Genomic DNA, 20,207 nt, shown 5'->3' with positions numbered 1-20,207 from the left:
CAAGCGGCCCGCCTGCCGGGTCGCTTTCGCTGTTTGCCAAGGTTGTCTTCTACATGCGCGTTCTGATCGCTGAACAGGATCATGCCAACTATGCCCGCCTGCTGGGCGAGGCGGCGCCAGAGCTGGATATCGTGACCAGCGGCGATTCCGCCGAATTATCGCGTCTGGCGCCTGACTGCCCGGTATGGCTGGGCCAGCCCGACCTGCTCGCCAGCCTGCTGCGCCAAGGGCATGGGCCCCGGTGGATACAGTCCACGTGGGCCGGCATCACGCCGCTGCTGGCCAAAGGGCTGCCGCGTGATTATCGCCTGACCCGTGCGGTCGGTATCTTCGGCCAGGTGATGGCCGAATACATGCTCACCTACATGCTGATTCATGAACGCGACGTGCTGGCGCGTCTGGTCAGCCAGGTCGAGCGCCGTTGGGATGATCGCCCGGGGCGCTCCCTGGAAGGGCGTCGGGTGCTCGTGGTGGGCACAGGCGATATCGGCCAGCGGGTCGCCGAGTTTCTCGTGCCGTTCGGCGTGACCTTGTATGGCATTGCCAGCAGCGCCCGCGAGCAGGCGCCCTTCGTCGAGGTGGCCGGGCTCGAGGACTTGCCGCGCATGGTGGCGCAGGCCGACTACGTGCTCAATCTGCTGCCGGACACGCCGGCGACGCAGGATCTCTACGATGCAGCGCTGTTCAGGTGCTTCAAGCCCAGCGCTCTGTTCATCAATGCCGGACGCGGCGTGGCAGTGGTCGATGCCGACCTGGTGGAGGCCTTGAAGCAGGGCCACTTGGCTGGGGCAGTGATCGATGTCTGCCGGCAGGAGCCGTTGCCTCAGCGGCATCCATTCTGGACGGCCTGGGGCCTGCTGTTGACCGGGCACAGCTCGGCGCCCACCTCGCCAGTGGCGATGGTGCGGTTGTTTGTCGAGAACATGCAGGCGTACCAGGCGGGGCAGGCGTTGCGCGGAGAAGTGGATTTCCAGCGCGGGTACTGAGTCGGTCGCAGTTTGCGGGTGAACCCGCTCTTGCAGAGACTGCACGGTCTCTTGCAGGAGCGGGTTCATCCGCGCATCAGGGCCGGGACAGCCTCAGAGGCTGAAGTCACCCTCGGCCGCCAGCTCGCTCAGCGGACGGCGTGGGCTTGGTTCTTCACGCGCTTGCAGGGCTTCGGCCAGGCTGGCCTTGTCGCCGAGCTTGCCGATCGCCACCATCGCGTGCAGGGCATAGCCTTCGGGGATCTTCAGTTCCTTGCGAGCCAGCTCTTGGTCGAAACCGGCCATGCCATGGGTGTGCCAGCCGCTGATGCTGGCTTGCAGCGCCAGGTGGCCCCAGGCGGAACCGGTGTCGAAGGTGTGCCACAGGGCCGGTTTTTCCTCGCTGGAGCCAGGGGCGGCGAAGGTGGTCTTGGACATCACCAGCACCAGCGCCGAGGCCTGTTGCGCCCAGCTGCGGTTGAACTCGTTGAGGATGCCCAGGTAGCGCTCCCAATTCGCCGTGTCGCGGCGGGCATACAGGAAGCGCCAAGGTTGGGAATTGTAGGCCGAAGGCGCCCAGCGCGCGGCCTCCAGGAAACTCAGCAGGGTCTGCTCGCTGATCGGCTCGGCGGTGAACGCCCGTGGCGACCAGCGGTTGATGAACTGCTCATTGATGGCATAGTCGGCGATGCGTGGGTTGGCGCTCATGCGTGCTCCTGCAAATGGACGGGAAAGCGCGCACGCTACTGCGTCTGATCGGCACTGACAAGCGGTCTGGCTTTGGTTCGGGACAGGCTCTAGACTGGCGCCGCCATGGCGGCAGCTGCGCGTTTCAAGCTGCAAGCCACAAGAAAAGCCGTTTACGCCCGCTCTTGCTTGAAGCGTGTTGCTTGAAGCATGCCGCTGGCCCAAGCAGGAACACGTGTGATGATCGCCGATACCGCGCCCTTCTGGCGGCGCAAGACCCTTGAGCAACTCGACCCGCAAGAATGGGAGTCGCTGTGCGATGGCTGCGGCCTGTGCTGCCTGCAGAAGCTCGAGGACGAGGACGACAACAGCGTCTACTACACGCGCATCGCCTGCAAACTGCTGGACCTCACCACCTGTCAGTGCAGCGACTACCCGAACCGCTTCGCCCAGGTGCCTGACTGCATCCAGCTCACCCCGGGCAAGGCCGATCAGTTCAAGTGGTTGCCCACCACCTGCGGCTATCGCCTGGTCAGCGAAGGCAAGGACTTGCCTGCCTGGCATCACCTGGTCTGCGGGGATCGCAACCAAGTGCATGAACAGCGTATTTCCCAGTCTGGGCGCATGCTCAGCGAGCACGACGTCGACGAGGACGACTGGGAAGACCACCTCATCTTTCGCGCCGGTTGATCACGTCGCGCCTTTTTTGTCTTTCGCTTTTGGGAACAAGGAGTTTCTGCATGCGCTGCCATTTGTTGTGGGTTCTGGGCCTTTTGGCCTGCACGCCGGCCTGGGCCAAGAAGGTCGACCTGGATTACCAGGTGCGTCTGCTGCCGGCGAGCGGGCAGGCCGAGGTACACCTGACCCTTGCCGATGGCAGTGTGGTGCGCAGCCTGGACTTCGCCCTGGGCAAGCACAGCGCGTACAGCGATTTTCACGCCGATGGCCAGTGGCAGGTGCAGGGCGAGCGGGGGATCTGGCGCCCAGCCTCGGGCAAGACCCAGCTCAGCTACCGCGTGCAGCTCAACCAGAAACCACGGGGCGGCGCCTATGAAAGCCGCATCACGCCGCACTGGGCGTTGTTCCGCGGGGACCAGCTGGTGCCACCGGCACGCCTGGACCAGCAGGACGGCACCGAGCTGGTGGCCCGCTTGGTGTTCGAGTTGCCGACAGGCTGGAAGAGCGTAGAAACCGCCTGGCCCCGCATCGGCAAGCAGACGTTTCGCATCGACGATGTCTCGCGCCTGTTCGACCGCCCGACCGGCTGGATGCTCGCTGGCAACCTCGGCAGTCGCCGGGCGCGGTTGGGCGAGACGGAGGTCACCGTGGCCGCGCCGCAAGGCCAGGGTTTACGCCGGATGGACACACTGACGTTGTTGACTTTCGTCTGGCCGCAGGTGCAGGCCGTGTTCCCGCGCAATCCGCCCAAACTGCTGTTGGTGGGGGCGCGGGATGAGATGTGGCGCGGGGCGCTGGCCGGGCGCAATTCCATCTATCTGCACAGCAACCGACCATTGATCGGTGAGAGCGGCGCCAGCCCTTTGATGCGTGAGTTGGTTCAGGTATTCGCCCAGATCAACGACCGCGAGGGCAGCGACTGGCTCGGCGAAAGCCTGGCGGACTACTACGCCACCGAGCTGTTGCGCCGGGCTGGGGGGCTCAGTGATAACCGTTACGAGGCCTGGCAGGCGCGCCTGCACAAGCAGGCGGCCAAGGTCACCCGCCTGAGAGGGGAAAAGGCCGATACCGCCCAGGTCGCCCGCGGTGTCCTGCTGCTCCAGGCCCTGGACCGGGAGATTCGCCTACACACCCAGAACAAACGCTCGCTGGACGATGTCACCCGCGCGTTGATGCGCCTGTCCAGTGTCAGCACGGCAGAGTTCATCCAGCTCAGCGAGAGCGTGCTCGGACGATCTTCCGAAGTGCTGGACAGCAAGGTTCTGCGCTGAAGTTCCGAGGGTTTGTCCGCGGGTAAGCCCGCTCCACAGATGTTTCGATGTTCCCACTGTGAGGCGACTTTACCCGCGAATGCGCCGCGCACGCGGCTCAGCCTTTGGCCTTGAGCGCCTTCAACTGCTCCGCACTGCGTTCGATATCATCGCGCAGGCGCAGATACTCCGCCCTGTGACGCTGCCACCACGCCTTGGTCGAGCAGTGTCCGCTGATGCCGCGGGCCAAGGCCATGCCGCCCACCACGATCTGCAGCAGCCCGAGCGCACCGCCGTGGCGCAGCCCCTTGCCGATCATCAGCGCGCCGCCCGCCAGGGAGCTGGCACGCTCCCAGCCGTGGACATTGTGGGTATGCACAAGCAAAGGGGTATCACGCATGGCTTGGTCTCCGTGTGGGGTGTATGCAACTGACCCGCTACGGCTGCTGGCCGTTCAGTCCGATTGCCACGCGGAACCTGTTCGAAAGGGTTTAACTGCGAGCAGACATTGCTTCTGCAAGGGCGGCGTTCATTTGAACTTGGGCCCCGAGCGGGTATTGAGCCCCTTGGCCATCCGGTCGTACAGCACCACGTTCACCGTTGCCGCCAGGTTCATGCAGCCCTCGGTGGGGATGTAGATGGTTTCCTCGCACCAGGCCCGTACATCGGCGCTCAGGCTGCCGTCTTCGGGGCCGAAGATGTAGAGGGCGCGGTCGGGATGGGTGTATTCGGGCAGGGGGCGGGCGCCTTCGACCAGTTCCACGGCCACCGGTGTGCAGCCCAGGGGGATGATGCGCTGCAGATCGTCGATACCGATCAGCGGGATGTCGTAGTGCACGCGTTTGGTGTCGGTGACGAAGTCGCGGGCGCGCTCATAGCGTTTGCCGGTGTAGAACACCGAATTGACGCCGTAGCAACCTGCTGCGCGCATCACCGAACCTACGTTCTCTGCCGACTTGGGATTGAACAGGCCGATGCAGCTGTACCGTTTGTTTGCCACGTGCCGGGGTCCTTCGCAAAAAAGCGCGATTATACGGGCTCGCCGGCGGCAGCGGAGGCGATTCGACGATCAGTCTTTCTTGAGCAGGCTCGCAAGGCCGGCGAAGGGGTTGTGGGTCGCCTTGGCGATGCTCGGGGTGCTGGTGGAGCCTTCGCTGAAATACTGCTGGTCGGTGTAGCGCGAGTGCTCGTTGTCGTGGCAGTACAGGCACAGCAGCTCCCAGTTCGAACCATCCTGGGGGTTATTGTCGTGGTTGTGGTCGCGGTGGTGCACGGTCAGCTCGCTCAGGCGCTTGCCGGAGAACTCGCGGGCGCAGCGGCCGCAGACGTGCGGGTACATCTTCAGGGCCTTGTCGCGGTAGCCCATTTCCTTGTCGCGCTTGGCGTCGGCGAGGATGCGGTCGAGGCGGGCAGTGGCGGCGGAAGTAGAGGCCGAGCTCATGGGTATTACCTTTCTTGTATTCAGGCGGATGACGGTTATACCGTTGAGTCTAGCGCGCCTGCGCTGTCCTCGGACAGGCGAAAACGCAGGAATGGGCATAGCCTGTAGGTAGGTTCCAGACAGGAGGTTGCTGATGTTTCCTGCGATCCTCGCCGTATTGATCCTTGCTCTTGCGCCGTCGGCTGAGGCTGCGGGCCAGTCCACGCCGCGGATCATCACGCCCGTGCCGGGGGCGCCGGGCACGCCGACGCCGACGCCTTACCCGCAGATCACCCCCAGCACGCCCCCCAAGGCTGGCGACAACCAGCCTGGTGCGCCGCTGCTGCCGCCGATGCCGCTGCCCGGGCCGCGCAAGGACCAGCCTGTGCCAGGGCTACAGCCGGAGCCGCCCAAGGCGCCGATCAAGAATTAGCGGCTGCATGAAATGTGGTTTACACCACCCTCAGCTCGTTGAGCACGAAGGCGTACTCCAGCGCCACATCGCGCAGCCCTTGGTAACGGCCGCTCATGCCGCCGTGGCCGGCGCCCATTTCGGTCTTGAGCAGCAGCAGGTTGTCGTCGGTCTTGCAGGTGCGCAGGCGTGCCACCCACTTGGCCGCCTCCCAGTACTGCACGCGGCTGTCGTTGTAGCCGGCGACCACCAGCATGGCCGGGTAGGCCTGGGCCTTGAGGTTCTCGTAGGGGGCGTAGGCCTTGATCCGCTGGTACACGTCCGGCTCTTGCGGATTGCCCCATTCGTCGTACTCGGTGACGGTCAGCGGCAGCTCTGGGTCGAGCATGGTGTTGAGCACATCGACGAACGGCACCTCGGCAATGGCGCAACGGAACAGCTCCGGGCGCTGGTTGAGCACCGCACCTATCAGCAGGCCACCGGCGCTGCCGCCGCTGATGGCCAGGTGCGCGCGGTCGGTCACGCCTTCGGCGATCAGGTGTTCGGCGCAGGCGATGAAGTCATCGAAGCTGTTTTGCTTGTGTTCCTGCTTGCCAGCCCGGTACCAGGCCTCGCCCAGCTCGCCGCCCCCACGCACATGGGCGATGGCGAAGGCCACACCCCGTTGCAACAGGCTCAGACGGGCATGGGAGAACCAAGGGTCGAGGCTTTCGCCATAGGCACCATAGCCGTAGAGGTAGAGCGGCACGCATTTGCCCAGATCGTCACGGCGGCGCACCAGGCTGATCGGTACCCGGGTACCGTCCTTGGCCACCGCCCACAGGCGCTGGCTGACGTAGTCGTCGGCGTCGAACTCACCCAGTACCGGCGTCTGCTTGAGCACGGCCTGGGCGCCGCTGGCCAAGTCCAGCTGGCGCACTTGGGCCGGCCGGTTGAGCGCTTCGTAGCGCAGGCGTACGCGGGGGCTGACGAACTCCAGGCTGTCTTGCAAGTACAGGCTATAGGCGGCATCCGGCAGCTCGACGCGGTAGGGCGGCAGGTCGCGCGGGTGCACTTCGATGATTGGCAGGCCGCCTTCGCGCAGGCTCAAAGTCAGCGCGCTGGCATTGAGGCTCAGGCCTTCGAGCATGATGTCGTCACGGTGCGGGACCAGCACTTGCCACTGGTCGCGGGTTGGCACCTGCTCGGCCGGGGCATGGTATAGGGCGAAGTTGATACCGTCCTGGTTGCTACGGATGAACCAGCGCCACTGGCCGTCGAGTTGGCCGTGGTCGGGGTAGTACTCGTGATCCTCGACCCGTGGCGCCAGGCAGGTAAATGCGGCCTGTGGGGTCGCAGCATCCAGTACCCAGGCTTCACTGGTGGTCTTGCTGTTGAGCAGCAGCACCAACTTGCGCTCGGAGCTGGTGCGGTAGCAATGCAGGAAGAACCGCCCATCGGCTTCCTCGAACACGCTCTGGGCGGTGTCTTCACCGAGGGTGTGACGGCGCAGGCGCCACGGGCGATGGGTGTCGTCCAGCTCGGCGAAGAACAGCGTGCGGCTGTCGTTGGCCCAGGTCATGCTGCCGTCGCAGTCCTCGAAGGGCAGGGTGGTGACCGCGCCGCTGGTCAGGTCCTTGACGTACAGGGTGTAGATTTCGTCGCCGCTGGTATCCAGGCTGTAGGCCAGCAGGCGATGGTCGGGGCTGACGTTGAAGGAGCCCAGTGCGAGGAAGCCGCCAGCGGCCAGCACATTGGGGTCGAGCAGCAGTTCTTCGCGGCTTTCATCGACGGTATTGCTGTCGTCCGTTGGGCGCGGGCAGCGGTAGTGGCGCGGGTATTCATCGCCTGCGGTGGTGCGGGTGTAGTAGAGGTACGGGCCCCAGGGGGAGGGCAGCGACAGGTCGGTTTCCAGGATACGGCCCTTGATCTCCTCGAACAGCTGATCGCGCAAAGGAGCCTGGTCGGCCAGGCAGGCCTGCTGGTAGGCATTCTCCGCGTTCAGGTAGGCCAACACTTGGGGGGTGTCGCGCTGTTGCAGCCAAGCGTAGGGGTCGGGGGCGTTGTCGGCGTGTGCAATGGGCGGCTGGGGCATGTTGGGCATTGGCAGTCTCATGGCAAGGGGCGGGCTGCATGGGCCTGTTCGCGGGTAAACCTGCTCCCTACTGGTCAGCCGCATGCCTACGGACTTGTGGAAGCGGGATTGCCCGCGAAGAGGGCGGCGCGGTCCAAAAGTGTTTATCATAGGCGTCTCTTTACCTGGCTTGCACGAACACCATGACCGAGAACGACTATACGCTCGCCTGGGGCCTGTACGCCCTTGCCGCCCTGGGCTGCCTGTGGGTGGGTTTCAAGCTCACTGGCTGGATGTGGCGCTGGCTGCGCGAACCGTTGCGGGTGGTCCTGGCGGTGCTGCTGCTGACGCCCACCATCGTTGACCCGGTCAAGGAAAGCTTCGCGCCGGCCATCGCCATCACTGTGCTGGACGTGGCCTTCAAGGTCGGCAACAACGCCTGGCGCGCCGCCTCGGATCTGGCCATGTACGGCTTGATCGCGTTCATCCTGTACGGGGTGTTCGTGGTGGTGCGCTGGCCGCTGGAAAAACGCGCCCGCGAACGCCGAGCCAAGGCCGATGCCGCCGCCAAACGTCAGGCCGCCGAGGATGAGCAGGTGATGGTCGAGGCGCCGGTCGCCGCCGACCGTCGCGACCGCTACCGCGACGACCCGGTGCCGGCAGCACCTGTCGGCACCGGCCGTGGCCGGGTCGAACCACGTCTGTAGGCAGGGGGCATCGAACATGTGCGAACTGCTGGGCATGAGTGCCAATGTCCCCACCGACATCGTCTTCAGTTTCACCGGCCTGATGCAGCGCGGTGGGCGTACCGGCCCGCACCGCGATGGCTGGGGTATCGGTTTCTACGAGGGGCGTGGCCTGCGGGTGTTCCAGGACCCGGCCGCGAGCAGCGAGTCGGAAGTGGCCAATCTGGTGCAGCGTTATCCGATCAAGAGTGAAGTGGTCATCGGCCATATCCGACAGGCCAACGTCGGCAAGGTATGCCTGTCCAATACCCACCCGTTCGTGCGTGAGCTCTGGGGCCGCAACTGGTGCTTCGCGCACAACGGCCAGTTGGGCGATTTCCGTGGCCAGACCACGTTCTATCGCCCAGTGGGGGACACCGACAGTGAAGCGGCTTTCTGCGACTTGCTCAATCGCGTGCGTGAAGCCTTCCCGGAGCCGGTGGAAATCGAAGAGCTGTTGCCGGTGCTGGTCGAAGCCTGTGCCGGCTATCGCGGCCAAGGCGTGTTCAATTGCCTGCTGAGCGACGGCGATTGGTTGTTCTGCTTCTGCTCGACCAAGCTTGTGCACATCACTCGGCGTGCGCCGTTCGGACCGGCGCGGCTCAAGGACTTCGACCTGAATGTCGACTTCCAGGCCGAAACCACCCCCAATGACGTGGTCACGGTGATCGCCACCGAGGCCCTGACCGAAAACGAGACCTGGCACCGTTACGAGCCGGGTCAATGGGCCTTGTGGCGGCATGGCGAGTGCATTGCCCACGGGCAGAGCTAGGGAAGCCATTGCATGTTCAGAGGTTACCTGCGGTTGCTGTTGTTCACTTTCGGCTTGTTGGCCGGTCTCCAGGTTCCGGGGCTGATCAAGGACTACAGCCAGCGCGTCGAGGCGCACCTGTTCGAGTCGCGCGAGGCGCTCTCGGGGTTCGAGGAAACCGCCCAGCGCTTCTTCAAGGGTGACCTGCAAGCCCTCATACGCCATTACCGCAGCAGCGATGACCCGGTGTTCAACAGCGATGCCAACAGCATCGAAAGCCTGCTGATCCGCAACCAGTTGCTGGAGAATGAATGGCAGGCGCTGCAAGGCCCATGGCTGAGCCGAACCTGGCATGTGCTGTTGCAGGCCGATCCGCAACTGCGTGAAGAAACGCTCAACGGCTACAGCTACCAGATCCTGCTGGTGCCCGAGGCGATTGGCTGGGGCTTGGGCGCCGGGTTCGTGCTGGCGCTGGTGGTCGAAAGCTTCTTGCTGGGGCTTGGTTGGGCGGTGCTTGGCGGGCGGCGCAAGGCGGTCAAAGAGAGCTGGCGCTAGGGTCCACTGGGGCTGCTTGGCGGCCTATCGCAGGCTTCGCCGGGCTTGCGTCGCTCTTAAGACTTACGCGGTCCTTGTGGGAGTGGGTTTACCCGCGAAGAAATCACCGCAGTCGGCTCAGACCAGCACGATCCGCTGCTCCCCCGCGTCCTGAGCATAGCGCTCCAGTACCTGCCGGCACAGGCTCACCACTTCTTCCACCAGCTCCACCCCGGTCTGCCAGGCCACCACCAGCTCAAGGCTCGGCGGTGGTTGCAAACCACCCAGCAGCACCAGCTCGCCCCGGGCAAGTTCGGTATCGACCAGCGCCGGAGGCAGGGCGCCGATGCCGAAGCCATCGCGCAGCAGGCGGGTGATGGCCGCCACCGAATTCACGCAGTTCAAACGAGGTGTCTGGGCGCCGGCCGCCTGCAGCAGGCTGAGCACCTCCTGGTGCGGGCGTGAGTTCTTCGAGAAGGTGATGATCCGCTCGCGGGCAAGCTCGGCCAGCGAGGCATAGTCACGCTGCTGGGACGAGCCCGCGGCGACGATCCAGCCCATGGGGTAGCGTGCCAGGTCCAGGCTGCGGATCGACTCCTGGCGCAGCAGGTCGGTCTGTAGGATCACGTCGAGAAAGCCCTTCTGCAGCTGCTCGCGCAGGTTCAGCGCGGTGTCGGCCACCAGCTCGATCTCCACCTGCGGGTAGTGCTCGGTCAGTTCGGCCACCAGGGCACTCATCCAGGTGTGGATCACCGTGTCCATCACGCCGATGCGGATCCGCCCGACCTTGGCCCGGTCAGTGTCCAGCGACTGTTTCATGGCCTTGGCGGTGTCGAGCATGCGCTCGGCATATTCGAGCACCTTGCTGCCCTCCGGTGTCAGGCTGACCCCGCGCGAATCGCGCAGCAACAGCTTCACGCCCAAATCCGCCTCCAGCGCGGCGATGCGGCTGGACACCGAGGCCTGGGTGGTGAAGAGCTTCTCGGCGGTGAGGCGAAAGCTCTTGAGCCGGGCAACCCAGACGAAGGTTTCGAGGAAGCGAAGGTTCATGATCAGTTTTTCTTGTTCCAGACCGGCGGTTTTTATCGTTGGACGCCCGGCGCACGGCCTCTGAACAATGACGCCCAGGCCGCGACGCAACACGTCGCCCATAGAACAATACCAACAAGCCGAGGCAATCATGAACCCAACCGGCGTGCAGCAGGCAGCCCCCCGGCCGTCCAACGGCCCCTTCGCCTGGTACCGCGACATCGACCGTCAGCAACGACGTACCTTCTGGAGCTGCAAGATCGGCTACGGCCTTGATGGCATGGATACCCAGATGCTGAGCTTTGTCATCCCCACGTTGATCCTGATGTGGGGCATCACCACCGCCGAGGCCGGGCTGATCCATACCAGCACCCTGATCGCCTCGGCCCTGGGCGGCTGGATCGCCGGCATTCTCTCCGACCGCATCGGCCGGGTGCGCACCCTGCAACTGACCGTGCTGTGGTTCGCCTTCTTCACCTTCCTGTGCGGCTTCGCCCAGAGCTATGAGCAGTTGCTGATCGCCCGGACCCTGATGGGCTTTGGCTTTGGCGGCGAGTGGACGGCCGGCGCGGTGCTGATCGGTGAGGTCATCCGCGCCCAGGACCGAGGCAAGGCCGTGGGCATGGTGCAGTCCGGCTGGGCCATCGGCTGGGGACTGACGGCGATCCTCTATGCGCTGCTGTTCTCCTTCCTGCCGCCGGAGCAGGCTTGGCGGGCGCTGTTCCTGCTGGGCATCGTGCCCGCAGTGTTCGTGATCTTCGTCCGTCGCCTGGTCAAGGACCCAGAGGTATACCGCCAAGCCAAGGCAGTGGAAAAGTCCCAGGCGCCGTCGCATTTTTATGAAATCTTCGCCCCGGGCATGCTCTGGACCACCCTGCGTGCCTCGCTGCTGACGACCGGCGCCTTGGGCGGTTACTACGCGATCACCTCCTGGCTGCCGACCTTCCTCAAGAACGAGCGTGGCCTGAGCGTGCTGGGCACCGGCGGCTACCTGGCCATGGTCATCGTCGGCTCCTACGTGGGTTATGTGATCAGCGCGTACCTGACTGATCTGCTGGGCCGCAAGAAGAACTTCATCCTGTTCGCCGTCGGCTCGTTCGTCATCGTGCTGCTCTACACCCAGATCCCGGTCAGTGACGGCGTCATGCTGTGGCTGGGCTTTCCGCTGGGGTTCTTCGCCTCGGGCATCTTCAGTGGCATGGGGGCCTTCCTGACCGAGCTGTTCCCCACCCGCATTCGCGGTTCGGGGCAGGGCTTCTGCTACAACGTGGGGCGCGCCATCGCAGCGTTCTTCCCGCTGCTGATCGGGATACTCAGCCAGAAAGTGCCCTTGGGCCTGGGCATTGGTGGTTTTGCCGCGGTGTCCTACGGTGTGGTGATCCTCGCGGCCCTGAGCCTGCCTGAAACACGCGGCAAAGAACTCCAGGCACGGTAAGGTAGGCACATGAACAACCACAAGAGAGTTCGACCGGTGAAACGCCTGCTACTCAATTGCGACATGGGCGAGAGTTTCGGCAGTTGGCGCATGGGCCTGGATGCCGAGGTGATGCCTTACATCGATTGCGCCAACATCGCTTGCGGCTACCACGCAGGCGACCCAGGCACCATGCGCCGCACCGTGGCCCTGGCACTGGAGCACGGCGTGACCATCGGCGCGCACCCGGCCTACCCGGACCTGGTCGGTTTCGGCCGCCGCTCCATGGCGTGCAGCAACGAGGAAATCCGAGACATGCTGCACTACCAGATCGGCGCGCTGGAGGGGATCTGCAAAGTGCTGGGCAGCCGCGTGGCCTACGTCAAACCCCATGGCGCGCTGTACAACGACATGATGGCCGACCCGCTCAAGCTGCGCGCAGTGCTCGAGGCCGTGGCCGCCTATGATGCGGGCCTGCCGGTGATGCTCATGGCCACCGCCGACGACAGCGCCGCACGCGCCCTGGGCGAGGCCATCGGTGTGCCGTTGTGGTTCGAGGCCTTTGCCGACCGGGCCTATACCGCCAGCGGTCACCTGGTGTCCCGGCGCCTGCCCGGCGCGGTGCATCACGACCCGGCCCTGGTGATCGAGCAGGCCTTGCGCCTGGCCCGTGGTGAGGCGCTGGTGGCCGATGACGGCAGCGCCGTGCGTCTGGATGCCGGTACCCTCTGCGTGCATGGCGACAACGACAGCTCCGTGGCGGCCGTGCGGCAGATCCGCCAGGCCCTCGACGCCCTGGTGCAGCCATGAACCCACGCATCGAGGTGGTGGCCATCGACAGCTTGATGGTGCGCCTGTTCGACGTCATCGATGAGGCCAACATGCCGTGGATCCTGGCTGCCAGCCAGCGACTGCGCACGGCCTTCGGGGCGGGGCTGGTGGATCTGGTCCCGTCCTATACCACCGTGATGGTGCAGTTCGAGCAGGCACCGAGGCAGGCACGGGCGCTGATCGACCGGGCACTGGCGGATTTGCAGCCGGATGCGGGCAACGCCGGGCGTCGCCATGAGATCCCGGTCTGGTACCACGCCAGCGTCGGGCCGGAGCTGCCGGTGCTGGCTGCCCGCAGCGGCCTGAGCGAGGCCGAGGTGATCCGCCTTCACAGCGAGCGGGAGTATCCGGTGTTTGCCCTGGGCTTCGCGCCGGGGTTCGGTTTCATGGGCCTGGTGGACGAACGCCTGGCCAGCCCGCGTCTGAGTACCCCGCGCAAGCGCGTGGCAGCGGGTAGCGTGGGCATTGCCGAGCGCCAGACCGCCGCCTACCCGGCGGTCTCGCCAGGCGGCTGGAACCTGATCGGCCGCACCCCGGTGCGCTTGTTCGACCACGCACGTGAGGGCTACAGCCTGCTGCAACCGGGGGATCGGGTGCGTTTCGTGGCGGTGTCTCACAAGCAGTTCATGGCATTGGGTGGCGACGACAGCCCGTTGGAGGCCCAGGCATGACGCGATTGACGATCGAGGCCAGCACCGCGCTGTGTCAGTTGCAGGATGCTGGGCGCTTCGGCGTACGCCACCTGGGCGTGACCCAGGGCGGGGCGCTGGATTGGGTGGCGATGTACTGGGCCAACTGGCTACTGGGCAATGCACTGGGTGCGCCGGTGGTGGAGGTCACGCTGGGGGGCTTCACGCTGGTCGCCGAGGACGATTGTACCTTGGCCCTGGCCGGTGGAGACCTGGATGCGCGTATCGACGATCAGCCCGTCCAGCCCTGGCGCAGCTTGCGTTTGGGCAAGGGCCAGCGCCTGACTCTTCGCCAGCCTCGGCAAGGTGCGCGGGCCTACGTGGCGGCGCCTGGCGGGTTCCAGGCCGAGGCGGTATTGGGCAGTTGCGCGACCGTTGCGCGTGAGGCGCTCGGCGGCCTTGATGGGCGAGGGGGAGCCCTGGCCAAAGGGCAGGTGTTGTCCTTCGCCGAGGGGACGCCGGCCCTGCGTGAGGTGGCGCAGCATTTGCGTCCGACCTACCCGCAAAAGCCCGAACTGGACCTGGTGATGGGCGCCCAGATCGGCGCATTCAGTGGCACCAGCCTGTTCGAGGCGTTCAACCGCGAGTGGACCCTGGACAGCCGCGCCGACCGCATGGGCATGCGCCTGCTCGGGCCGCAGTTGGTCTACCAAGGCGCGCCGATGATCTCGGAGGGTATCCCCCTGGGCGCCGTACAGGTGCCGCCGGACGGGCAGCCCATCGTGCTGCTCAATGACCGGCAGACCATTGGTGGGTATCCGCGGCTTGGAGCGCTGACGCCACTGGCGCTGGCGCAGCTGGCGCAGTGCCTGCCCGGGGCGGTGGTGCGCTTCAGGGCGGTGGTGCAGGATCTGGCCTGGCAGGAGCAGCAGGCTTATCTGCAACGTTGGCGGTGAGGCTGCTGGCCCTATTGCGGGTCAATCGGAGCACCGAACCGCCGCTCCCACAAGGTATGCGTTTAAGCCTGTAGGTGCGGGTTGACCTGCGACGGGTCTAGGCATGGCAGTTGCTCACAGGTGCAGCACAGTCCTCAATGGGTGTGCTGTACCTGTGGGAGCGGGTTCACCCGCGAAAGGGGCGACGCCATTACTTGGACAGGTAACGCATCCCGTCTTCCAACCCCTGCAAGGTCAGCGGGTACATCTTGTCTTCGATCAGTTCGCGCACCAGATGGGTCGAGGCGGTGTAGTCCCAGGCCTGTTTGGGGTACGGATTGATCCAGATGACCTTCCTGAACTTCTCCATGAAACGCTGCATCCACACGTATCCGGCTTCTTCGTTCCAATGCTCCACGCTGCCGCCCGGCTGGGTGATCTCGTAAGGTGCCATGGCCGCATCGCCGACGAATACCACCTTGTAGTCGTCGCCATACTTGTGCAGCAGGTCGAAGGTGGAGAAGCGCTCCGACGTACGGCGCAGGTTGTTCTTCCACACCGATTCGTAGACGAAGTTGTGGAAGTAGTAGTACTCCATGTGCTTGAACTCGGTCTTGCACGCGGAGAACAGTTCCTCGCAGACCTTGACGTGGGCGTCCATGGAGCCGCCGATGTCGAACAGCAACAGCAGCTTGACCGTGTTGCGCCGCTCCGGGCGCATCTGGATGTTCAGCAGCCCCGCATCCCGTGCGGTGTGGTCGATGGTGCCATCGATGTCCAGTTCCTCGGCAGCGCCTTCGCGGGCGAACTTGCGCAGGCGACGCAGGGCCAGCTTGATGTTGCGTGTGCCCAGTTCGACCTGATCGTCGAGGTTCTTGTATTCGCGCTGGTCCCACACCTTGACCGCCTTGCCCTGGCGCTTGCCGGCCTCTCCCACGCGGATGCCTTCGGGGTTGTAGCCGCCGGAGCCGAATGGGCTGGTACCGCCGGTGCCGATCCATTTGTTGCCGCCAGCGTGACGTTCCTTCTGTTCTTCAAGGCGTTTCTTGAATTCCTCGATCAGCTTGTCCAGCCCGCCCAAGGACTGGATTTGCGCACGTTCCTCGTCGCTGAGTGAGCGCTCGAACTCCTTGCGCAGCCAATCATCAGGGATCAGCGCTTCCAGGTGCCGGTCGAGGTTCTCCAGGCCCTTGAAGTAGGCGGAGAAGGCCCGGTCGAACTTGTCGAAATGCCGCTCGTCCTTCACCAGTATGGCTCGCGCCAGGTAATAGAACTCGTCCATGTCGGCGAACACCACCCGCTGCTGCAAGGCATTGAGCAGGTCGAGCAGTTCGCGCACCGACACCGGCACCTTGGCCGCGCGCATTTCGTTGAACAGGTTGAGCAGCATGACCGGCTCCTGTCAGCGGTTGCCGCGCCGGCTCATGAAGGCCAGGCGCTCGAGCAGTTGCACGTCCTGCTCGTTCTTCACCAGGGCGCCGGCCAGCGGCGGAATGGCCTTGGTCGGGTCGCGCTCGCGCAGTACGGCTTCGCCGATGTTGTCGGCCATCAACAGTTTGAGCCAGTCGACCAGCTCGGAGGTAGAAGGCTTTTTCTTGAGGCCCGGCACCTTGCGCACGTCGAAGAATACATCCAGCGCTTCACTGACCAGCGACTGCTTGATGTTGGGGAAGTGCACATCGACGATGCGCTGCAGGGTGTCGCGGTCGGGGAAGGCGATGTAGTGGAAGAAGCAGCGGCGCAGGAAGGCGTCGGGCAGTTCCTTCTCGTTGTTGGAGGTGATGATGATGATCGGACGCTGCTTGGCCTTGATCGTCTCGTCGATCTCGTAGACGTAGAATTCCATCTTGTCGAGTTCCTGCAACAGGTCGTTGGGGAACTCGATGTCGGCCTTGTCGATCTCGTCGATCAGCAGGATCACACGCTCGTCGGCCTCGAAGGCCTCCCAGAGCTTGCCCTTCTTCAGGTAGTTGCGCACGTCGTGGACCTTGTCCACGCCCAGTTGCGAATCGCGCAGGCGGCTGACCGCGTCGTATTCGTAGAGACCCTGGTGGGCCTTGGTGGTGGATTTGATGTGCCAGGTGATCAGGCGGGCGCCGAAGGAGGCGGCGAGCTGTTCGGCGAGCATGGTCTTGCCGGTGCCCGGTTCACCCTTGACCAGCAGCGGGCGCTCCAGGGTGATGGCTGCGTTGACCGCCAGCTTCAGGTCGTCTGTGGCGACGTAGTCGCGGGTGCCTTCGAACTTCATGAACCGATCCTCTGCGGGGTGTCATTCAAGACCCTTTCGCGAGTAAACCCACTCCCACAGGAAGCGCTAACGCCGGCCCTGTGGCAGCGGGTTCACCCGCGAAAGAGGCGATACGTGTTTGTCATTGCCAGCGACTATAACGCGGGCCCAGGCGGGTGAAAACGCAGACCGGTCATTCAGTCTCTGAATGGTGCGTCGCGCCCCGGTTCAGTCGGAATCGGGCGGCGGTTGTTCATAGCGTGCATTGAATGCCTGGATAAAGCCGTTGCGCAGGATCTGCAGGAACGCCTCGAAGGCGCTGATGTTGCGCTGGTGCACGCTGCCGCTCAGCTCTACGCGGGTGGCGAACTGGTTCTTGGGCTGGTTCTTGAGCACGGTTTCGCTGGCGCCGACCAGCGCCTCCCAGATCGAACGGAAGAAGCCTTTGTCCTTGTCTTCCACGTCCTGCTGCCAGTTGAACACATCCACATCCCGCAGCAGAGGCTTGATGTACCCGTGCAGGCGGCCTTTCTCGGCCTGGGCTTCGATCACCAGATCGCCATGGCCTGCATTGAAGTCGAACTTGCCGTAGGCACTGGCAAAATCATTGAGCCGACGCAGCTGGATACCGGTCGCGCGTAGGCGAAACTCGAAATCGTCGAAATCGCTGAACGGGTCGAAGGTGGCACGGCTTTCCACCCGGGCATCGCCCAGCAGGCGCGCTGTGCCGTCGAAGTGGGCATCGCGGCGGCCTTTTTCGTCGCGTACGTTGGTCAGGTTGCGGATGCTCGCGTCCAACTGGGTGGCCTTAAGATCGACAGGCGGTTTGGAGTTGAAGTTGCGAAAGGTCAGGGTGGCGTTTTCGATGCGCACCTCATTGAGGGTGATGGGCAGCAGTTTCTCTAGCTGCTGGCGCCAGTCGGTGCCCTGGCCGGTCTGGGAGTTCTGCTTGTTGCCACCGTCGACGAAATTGAGCTCTGGGTGCACGAAGACGACTTCAGCGACCACAGCATGGTCGTACCACAGCGAACGCCAGCTCACCGAGAGGTCGATCAGCGGTGCCTCGAGAAACGGCACCGGCACCTTGCCGGTGGTCTTGACGATCTTCAACTCGTTGATCTGGTAGGCCCCGCGCCACCAGGCCAGGTCCACATCAGTGATGTGACCGCGGTAGTCGCCCATGTCCGCGAGCCGATCGTTGAGGTAGTCGCGGACCAGGTAGGGCAGGGCCAGGTGCAGGGCCAGCAACAGCGCGACCAGGCTGGCCAGGCCTATCAGCGGCCAACGATAGCGAGCTTTCATCGAGGGCTCTCCGGGGCGGGTTGTCCGGTTGACCGCCTTGGCCCCGGGGGAGTTCGAACGGGCTTTACTGCCCCCCGGGGCAGGCTTACCCTTGAAGCTTTCCCTGCTCCTACAAAGTTCAAGGACTCCTGCCATGAGCCGTATCTACGCAGACAACGCCCACTCCATCGGCAACACGCCGCTGGTGCAGATCAACCGCATCGCCCCGCGTGGTGTGACCATCCTGGCCAAGATCGAAGGGCGCAACCCGGGCTATTCGGTCAAATGCCGGATCGGCGCGAGCATGGTCTGGGACGCCGAGAGCAGTGGCAAGCTCAAGCCGGGCATGACCATCGTCGAGCCCACCTCGGGCAACACCGGCATTGGGCTGGCCTTCGTCGCCGCTGCCCGTGGCTACAAGCTGGTGCTGACGATGCCTGCATCCATGAGCCTGGAGCGGCGCAAGGTCCTCAAGGCGCTGGGGGCCGAGCTGGTGCTGACCGATCCGGCCAAGGGCATGAAGGGCGCGATCGAGAAAGCCAACGAAATCGTCGCCTCCGACCCGGCCAACTACTTCCTGCCGGGCCAGTTCGACAACCCAGCCAACCCGGCGATTCACGAAAAGACCACCGGCCCGGAAATCTGGAACGACACCGATGGCGCGGTAGACGTCCTGGTGGCGGGCGTCGGCACCGGCGGTACCATCACTGGGGTTTCGCGTTACATCAAGCACACCCAAGGCAAGTCGATCCTGTCGGTGGCAGTGGAGCCGGTGGCCTCGCCGCTGATCAGCCAGACCCTGGCGGGTGAAGAGCTCAAGCCAAGCCCGCACAAGATCCAGGGCATCGGCGCCGGTTTCGTGCCGAAGAACCTTGACCTGTCCATCGTCGACCAGGTCGAGACGGTCACCGACGACGAGGCCAAGGCCATGGCCCTGCGTCTGATGCAGGAGGAGGGCATTCTCTGCGGCATCTCCTGTGGCGCGGCGATGGCCGCTGCCGTGCGCCTGGCCGAGAAGCCCGAGATGCAGGGCAAGACCCTGGTGGTGATCCTGCCGGACTCGGGCGAGCGTTACCTGTCGAGCATGCTGTTCAGTGACTTGTTCACCGAGCAGGAGAACCAGCAGTAAAACGCGGCCCTGGCGATACCGGGGCCGTGTGGCGGCCCCGGTTTTCTGCTGCACCGCTGATCCGGAGCAATGCCTGGCAGCACTCTTTGTTGCAAGATCCTGAAAACTGCACTGCGTCCCTGGAGGTTTTTACCGGGGGCAGATGGGTTTATGATGGCCGGATGATTTTGAATGGAGCAGGCCTCAGCCTGGTTTCTTCTCCAAGGAGTGTTGCATGACCTTTTCCTTCGCCGCCAAGGCAGGTGTCCTGCTGGTGTTTTTCTCCAGCGTGCTGTTCGTGCACCTGCGCGGCAAGGCACGTCTTCCCGTGCTGCGCCAGTTCGTCAACCATTCGGCGCTGTTCGCACCTTATAACAGCCTGATGTATCTGTTTTCCGGCGTGCCGTCCAAGCCGTACCTGGATCGTCAACGGTTTCCCGAGCTCGATGTGCTCAAGGACAACTGGGAAGTGATCCGCGAAGAGGCCATGCGTCTGTTCGACGAGGGCTACATCCGCGCCGCGGAAAAGGACAACGACGCAGGCTTCGGCTCGTTCTTCAAGAAGGGCTGGAAGCGCTTCTACCTGAAGTGGTACGACAAGCCGCTGCCCTCGGCCGAAATGCTCTGCCCCAAGACCGTCGAGCTGGTCAGCCGCATCCCCAACGTCAAGGGCGCCATGTTCGCCTTGCTGCCCGGCGGCAGCCATCTGAACCCGCACCGCGACCCGTTTGCCGGCTCCCTGCGTTATCACTTGGGCCTGTCTACTCCGAATTCGGACAACTGCCGCATCTACGTCGATGGCCAGCCCTACGCCTGGCGCGACGGTGAGGACGTGATGTTCGACGAGACCTATGTGCACTGGGTGAAGAACGAGACCGACGTGACCCGCGTGATTCTGTTCTGCGACATCGAGCGCCCGCTCAGCAGCCCATTGATGACCCGCATCAACCGCAAGGTCAGCGCCTTCCTGGGCCGGGCCACTGCGCCGCAGAACACCGATGACGAGCGCGTGGGCGGGATCAACCAGGCCTATGCCTGGAGCAAGCGCTTCAGCAACAAGATCAGCACCCGCGTCAAGCAGTTCAAGCGCGCCAACCCCAAGGCCTACCGCATCCTGCGGCCAGTGCTGGCGGTGGTGGTGGCGTATCTGTTGTACCGTTGGCTGTTCTGATTCACCTGTCATCGCATTCGCCGCTAAACCCGCTCTCACAGGCTCAGCGCAAACCATGAGAGCGGGTTTTTCACTCCCACCGGCTCAACCTGAAACGTGTGGGAGCG

Annotated in this window: 22 protein-coding genes; 13 read left to right on the top strand and 9 right to left on the bottom strand. The window is 64.2% G+C overall.

Annotated elements, in window-relative coordinates:
- Positions 1–53 precede the first annotated feature (53 nt).
- Positions 54–986, top strand: a complete 933-nt coding sequence (locus tag ABOA88_RS16380) for a D-2-hydroxyacid dehydrogenase (RefSeq protein WP_367851793.1) — start codon at positions 54–56, stop codon at positions 984–986.
- Positions 987–1,079: 93 nt separating this feature from the next.
- On the opposite strand, the gene ABOA88_RS16375 is transcribed toward ABOA88_RS16380, so the two are convergent.
- A complete protein-coding gene (locus tag ABOA88_RS16375) occupies positions 1,080–1,673 on the bottom strand; it encodes a nitroreductase family protein (RefSeq protein ID WP_196168877.1) in 594 nt (197 codons plus the stop codon).
- Positions 1,674–1,892: 219 nt separating this feature from the next.
- Here ABOA88_RS16375 and ABOA88_RS16370 point away from each other — a divergent pair, with 219 nt between their 5' ends.
- Positions 1,893–2,342 (top strand): YcgN family cysteine cluster protein, encoded by a 450-nt coding sequence (locus tag ABOA88_RS16370; protein WP_043215470.1) that lies wholly within the window; start codon positions 1,893–1,895, stop codon positions 2,340–2,342.
- 50 nt (positions 2,343–2,392) lie between these two features.
- Positions 2,393–3,601 carry a hypothetical protein gene (locus ABOA88_RS16365; RefSeq protein WP_196168879.1) on the top strand — a complete coding sequence of 403 codons (1,209 nt, stop codon included), beginning with the start codon at positions 2,393–2,395 and terminating at the stop codon, positions 3,599–3,601.
- Between the two features lie 97 nt (positions 3,602–3,698).
- On the opposite strand, the gene ABOA88_RS16360 is transcribed toward ABOA88_RS16365, so the two are convergent.
- The 3 genes from ABOA88_RS16360 to ABOA88_RS16350 form a co-directional block, all read right to left on the bottom strand.
- Positions 3,699–3,980, bottom strand: coding sequence for a YgaP family membrane protein (locus ABOA88_RS16360; protein ID WP_043215502.1), 282 nt, complete (start codon positions 3,978–3,980; stop codon positions 3,699–3,701).
- Positions 3,981–4,109: 129 nt separating this feature from the next.
- Positions 4,110–4,580: an RNA methyltransferase gene (locus ABOA88_RS16355; protein ID WP_043215476.1), complete on the bottom strand. Its 471-nt coding sequence runs from the start codon at positions 4,578–4,580 to the stop codon at positions 4,110–4,112.
- A 69-nt stretch (positions 4,581–4,649) separates the two neighbouring features.
- Positions 4,650–5,021, bottom strand: a complete 372-nt coding sequence (locus ABOA88_RS16350) for a YajD family HNH nuclease (protein ID WP_043215477.1) — start codon at positions 5,019–5,021, stop codon at positions 4,650–4,652.
- A 133-nt stretch (positions 5,022–5,154) separates the two neighbouring features.
- Between ABOA88_RS16350 and ABOA88_RS16345 the strand changes: the two genes are divergently transcribed.
- Complete coding sequence (locus ABOA88_RS16345; protein WP_367851794.1) at positions 5,155–5,433, top strand: hypothetical protein; 279 nt, start codon at positions 5,155–5,157, stop codon at positions 5,431–5,433.
- Between the two features lie 19 nt (positions 5,434–5,452).
- Here the strand turns inward: ABOA88_RS16345 and ABOA88_RS16340 are convergent, their stop codons facing one another.
- Positions 5,453–7,495, bottom strand: coding sequence for a S9 family peptidase (locus ABOA88_RS16340; protein ID WP_367851795.1), 2,043 nt, complete (start codon positions 7,493–7,495; stop codon positions 5,453–5,455).
- Between the two features lie 173 nt (positions 7,496–7,668).
- Between ABOA88_RS16340 and ABOA88_RS16335 the strand changes: the two genes are divergently transcribed.
- The 3 genes from ABOA88_RS16335 to ABOA88_RS16325 are packed head-to-tail and all read left to right on the top strand — an operon-like array spanning position 7,669 to position 9,496.
- The gene (locus tag ABOA88_RS16335) at positions 7,669–8,172 is read left to right on the top strand and encodes an MFS transporter (RefSeq protein ID WP_196168882.1); all 504 of its coding nucleotides are present in this window, start codon (positions 7,669–7,671) and stop codon (positions 8,170–8,172) included.
- A 16-nt stretch (positions 8,173–8,188) separates the two neighbouring features.
- Complete coding sequence (locus tag ABOA88_RS16330; RefSeq protein WP_196168883.1) at positions 8,189–8,962, top strand: class II glutamine amidotransferase; 774 nt, start codon at positions 8,189–8,191, stop codon at positions 8,960–8,962.
- A 12-nt stretch (positions 8,963–8,974) separates the two neighbouring features.
- On the top strand, positions 8,975–9,496 hold the full coding sequence (locus ABOA88_RS16325) for a DUF2937 family protein (protein ID WP_196168884.1): 522 nt from the start codon (positions 8,975–8,977) through the stop codon (positions 9,494–9,496).
- A 117-nt stretch (positions 9,497–9,613) separates the two neighbouring features.
- On the opposite strand, the gene ABOA88_RS16320 is transcribed toward ABOA88_RS16325, so the two are convergent.
- Positions 9,614–10,525, bottom strand: a complete 912-nt coding sequence (locus ABOA88_RS16320) for a LysR family transcriptional regulator (RefSeq protein ID WP_367851796.1) — start codon at positions 10,523–10,525, stop codon at positions 9,614–9,616.
- A gap of 130 nt (positions 10,526–10,655) precedes the next feature.
- Between ABOA88_RS16320 and ABOA88_RS16315 the strand changes: the two genes are divergently transcribed.
- The 4 genes from ABOA88_RS16315 to ABOA88_RS16300 are packed head-to-tail and all read left to right on the top strand — an operon-like array spanning position 10,656 to position 14,334.
- The gene (locus tag ABOA88_RS16315; RefSeq protein WP_367851797.1) at positions 10,656–11,939 is read left to right on the top strand and encodes an MFS transporter; all 1,284 of its coding nucleotides are present in this window, start codon (positions 10,656–10,658) and stop codon (positions 11,937–11,939) included.
- Positions 11,940–11,948: 9 nt separating this feature from the next.
- Positions 11,949–12,728 (top strand): 5-oxoprolinase subunit PxpA, encoded by a 780-nt coding sequence (locus ABOA88_RS16310; RefSeq protein WP_367851798.1) that lies wholly within the window; start codon positions 11,949–11,951, stop codon positions 12,726–12,728.
- The gene (gene pxpB / locus ABOA88_RS16305) at positions 12,725–13,420 is read left to right on the top strand and encodes a 5-oxoprolinase subunit PxpB (RefSeq protein WP_196168888.1); all 696 of its coding nucleotides are present in this window, start codon (positions 12,725–12,727) and stop codon (positions 13,418–13,420) included. The genes ABOA88_RS16310 and pxpB overlap by 4 nt, the downstream gene beginning before the upstream one ends.
- Positions 13,417–14,334 (top strand): biotin-dependent carboxyltransferase family protein, encoded by a 918-nt coding sequence (locus ABOA88_RS16300; RefSeq protein ID WP_196168889.1) that lies wholly within the window; start codon positions 13,417–13,419, stop codon positions 14,332–14,334. Before pxpB ends, ABOA88_RS16300 begins: the two co-directional genes overlap by 4 nt.
- 190 nt (positions 14,335–14,524) lie before the next feature.
- On the opposite strand, the gene ABOA88_RS16295 is transcribed toward ABOA88_RS16300, so the two are convergent.
- From ABOA88_RS16295 to ABOA88_RS16285, 3 genes are all read right to left on the bottom strand, one after another.
- The gene (locus tag ABOA88_RS16295; protein ID WP_367851799.1) at positions 14,525–15,703 is read right to left on the bottom strand and encodes a vWA domain-containing protein; all 1,179 of its coding nucleotides are present in this window, start codon (positions 15,701–15,703) and stop codon (positions 14,525–14,527) included.
- Positions 15,704–15,715: 12 nt separating this feature from the next.
- A complete protein-coding gene (locus ABOA88_RS16290) occupies positions 15,716–16,561 on the bottom strand; it encodes an AAA family ATPase (RefSeq protein WP_070093267.1) in 846 nt (281 codons plus the stop codon).
- A gap of 207 nt (positions 16,562–16,768) precedes the next feature.
- A complete protein-coding gene (locus ABOA88_RS16285) occupies positions 16,769–17,842 on the bottom strand; it encodes a DUF748 domain-containing protein (protein ID WP_196168891.1) in 1,074 nt (357 codons plus the stop codon).
- Between the two features lie 133 nt (positions 17,843–17,975).
- On the opposite strand from ABOA88_RS16285, the gene cysK reads away from it, so the two are divergent.
- Both cysK and ABOA88_RS16275 read left to right on the top strand, forming a co-directional pair.
- Positions 17,976–18,950: a cysteine synthase A gene (gene cysK, locus ABOA88_RS16280; protein ID WP_043209279.1), complete on the top strand. Its 975-nt coding sequence runs from the start codon at positions 17,976–17,978 to the stop codon at positions 18,948–18,950.
- A 214-nt stretch (positions 18,951–19,164) separates the two neighbouring features.
- Positions 19,165–20,100 (top strand): aspartyl/asparaginyl beta-hydroxylase domain-containing protein, encoded by a 936-nt coding sequence (locus tag ABOA88_RS16275; protein WP_043209281.1) that lies wholly within the window; start codon positions 19,165–19,167, stop codon positions 20,098–20,100.
- Positions 20,101–20,207 lie beyond the last annotated feature (107 nt).

The organism is Pseudomonas sp. PKS (assembly GCF_051913525.1).
GTDB lineage: Bacteria > Pseudomonadota > Gammaproteobacteria > Pseudomonadales > Pseudomonadaceae > Aquipseudomonas > Aquipseudomonas guariconensis_D.
Note: the sequence above shows the minus strand (reverse complement) of the source record. Positions and strands in the feature narration are given on the sequence as shown.

Coding starts and splice junctions, on each gene's coding strand:
- ABOA88_RS16380 (WP_367851793.1), top strand. CDS start 54: ATGCGCGTTCTGATCGCTGAACAGGATCATGCCAACTATGCCCGCCTG.
- ABOA88_RS16375 (WP_196168877.1), bottom strand. CDS start 1,673: ATGAGCGCCAACCCACGCATCGCCGACTATGCCATCAATGAGCAGTTC.
- ABOA88_RS16370 (WP_043215470.1), top strand. CDS start 1,893: ATGATCGCCGATACCGCGCCCTTCTGGCGGCGCAAGACCCTTGAGCAA.
- ABOA88_RS16365 (WP_196168879.1), top strand. CDS start 2,393: ATGCGCTGCCATTTGTTGTGGGTTCTGGGCCTTTTGGCCTGCACGCCG.
- ABOA88_RS16360 (WP_043215502.1), bottom strand. CDS start 3,980: ATGCGTGATACCCCTTTGCTTGTGCATACCCACAATGTCCACGGCTGG.
- ABOA88_RS16350 (WP_043215477.1), bottom strand. CDS start 5,021: ATGAGCTCGGCCTCTACTTCCGCCGCCACTGCCCGCCTCGACCGCATC.
- ABOA88_RS16345 (WP_367851794.1), top strand. CDS start 5,155: ATGTTTCCTGCGATCCTCGCCGTATTGATCCTTGCTCTTGCGCCGTCG.
- ABOA88_RS16340 (WP_367851795.1), bottom strand. CDS start 7,495: ATGCCCAACATGCCCCAGCCGCCCATTGCACACGCCGACAACGCCCCC.
- ABOA88_RS16335 (WP_196168882.1), top strand. CDS start 7,669: ATGACCGAGAACGACTATACGCTCGCCTGGGGCCTGTACGCCCTTGCC.
- ABOA88_RS16330 (WP_196168883.1), top strand. CDS start 8,189: ATGTGCGAACTGCTGGGCATGAGTGCCAATGTCCCCACCGACATCGTC.
- ABOA88_RS16325 (WP_196168884.1), top strand. CDS start 8,975: ATGTTCAGAGGTTACCTGCGGTTGCTGTTGTTCACTTTCGGCTTGTTG.
- ABOA88_RS16320 (WP_367851796.1), bottom strand. CDS start 10,525: ATGAACCTTCGCTTCCTCGAAACCTTCGTCTGGGTTGCCCGGCTCAAG.
- ABOA88_RS16315 (WP_367851797.1), top strand. CDS start 10,656: ATGAACCCAACCGGCGTGCAGCAGGCAGCCCCCCGGCCGTCCAACGGC.
- ABOA88_RS16310 (WP_367851798.1), top strand. CDS start 11,949: ATGAACAACCACAAGAGAGTTCGACCGGTGAAACGCCTGCTACTCAAT.
- pxpB (WP_196168888.1), top strand. CDS start 12,725: ATGAACCCACGCATCGAGGTGGTGGCCATCGACAGCTTGATGGTGCGC.
- ABOA88_RS16300 (WP_196168889.1), top strand. CDS start 13,417: ATGACGCGATTGACGATCGAGGCCAGCACCGCGCTGTGTCAGTTGCAG.
- ABOA88_RS16295 (WP_367851799.1), bottom strand. CDS start 15,703: ATGCTGCTCAACCTGTTCAACGAAATGCGCGCGGCCAAGGTGCCGGTG.
- ABOA88_RS16290 (WP_070093267.1), bottom strand. CDS start 16,561: ATGAAGTTCGAAGGCACCCGCGACTACGTCGCCACAGACGACCTGAAG.
- ABOA88_RS16285 (WP_196168891.1), bottom strand. CDS start 17,842: ATGAAAGCTCGCTATCGTTGGCCGCTGATAGGCCTGGCCAGCCTGGTC.
- cysK (WP_043209279.1), top strand. CDS start 17,976: ATGAGCCGTATCTACGCAGACAACGCCCACTCCATCGGCAACACGCCG.
- ABOA88_RS16275 (WP_043209281.1), top strand. CDS start 19,165: ATGACCTTTTCCTTCGCCGCCAAGGCAGGTGTCCTGCTGGTGTTTTTC.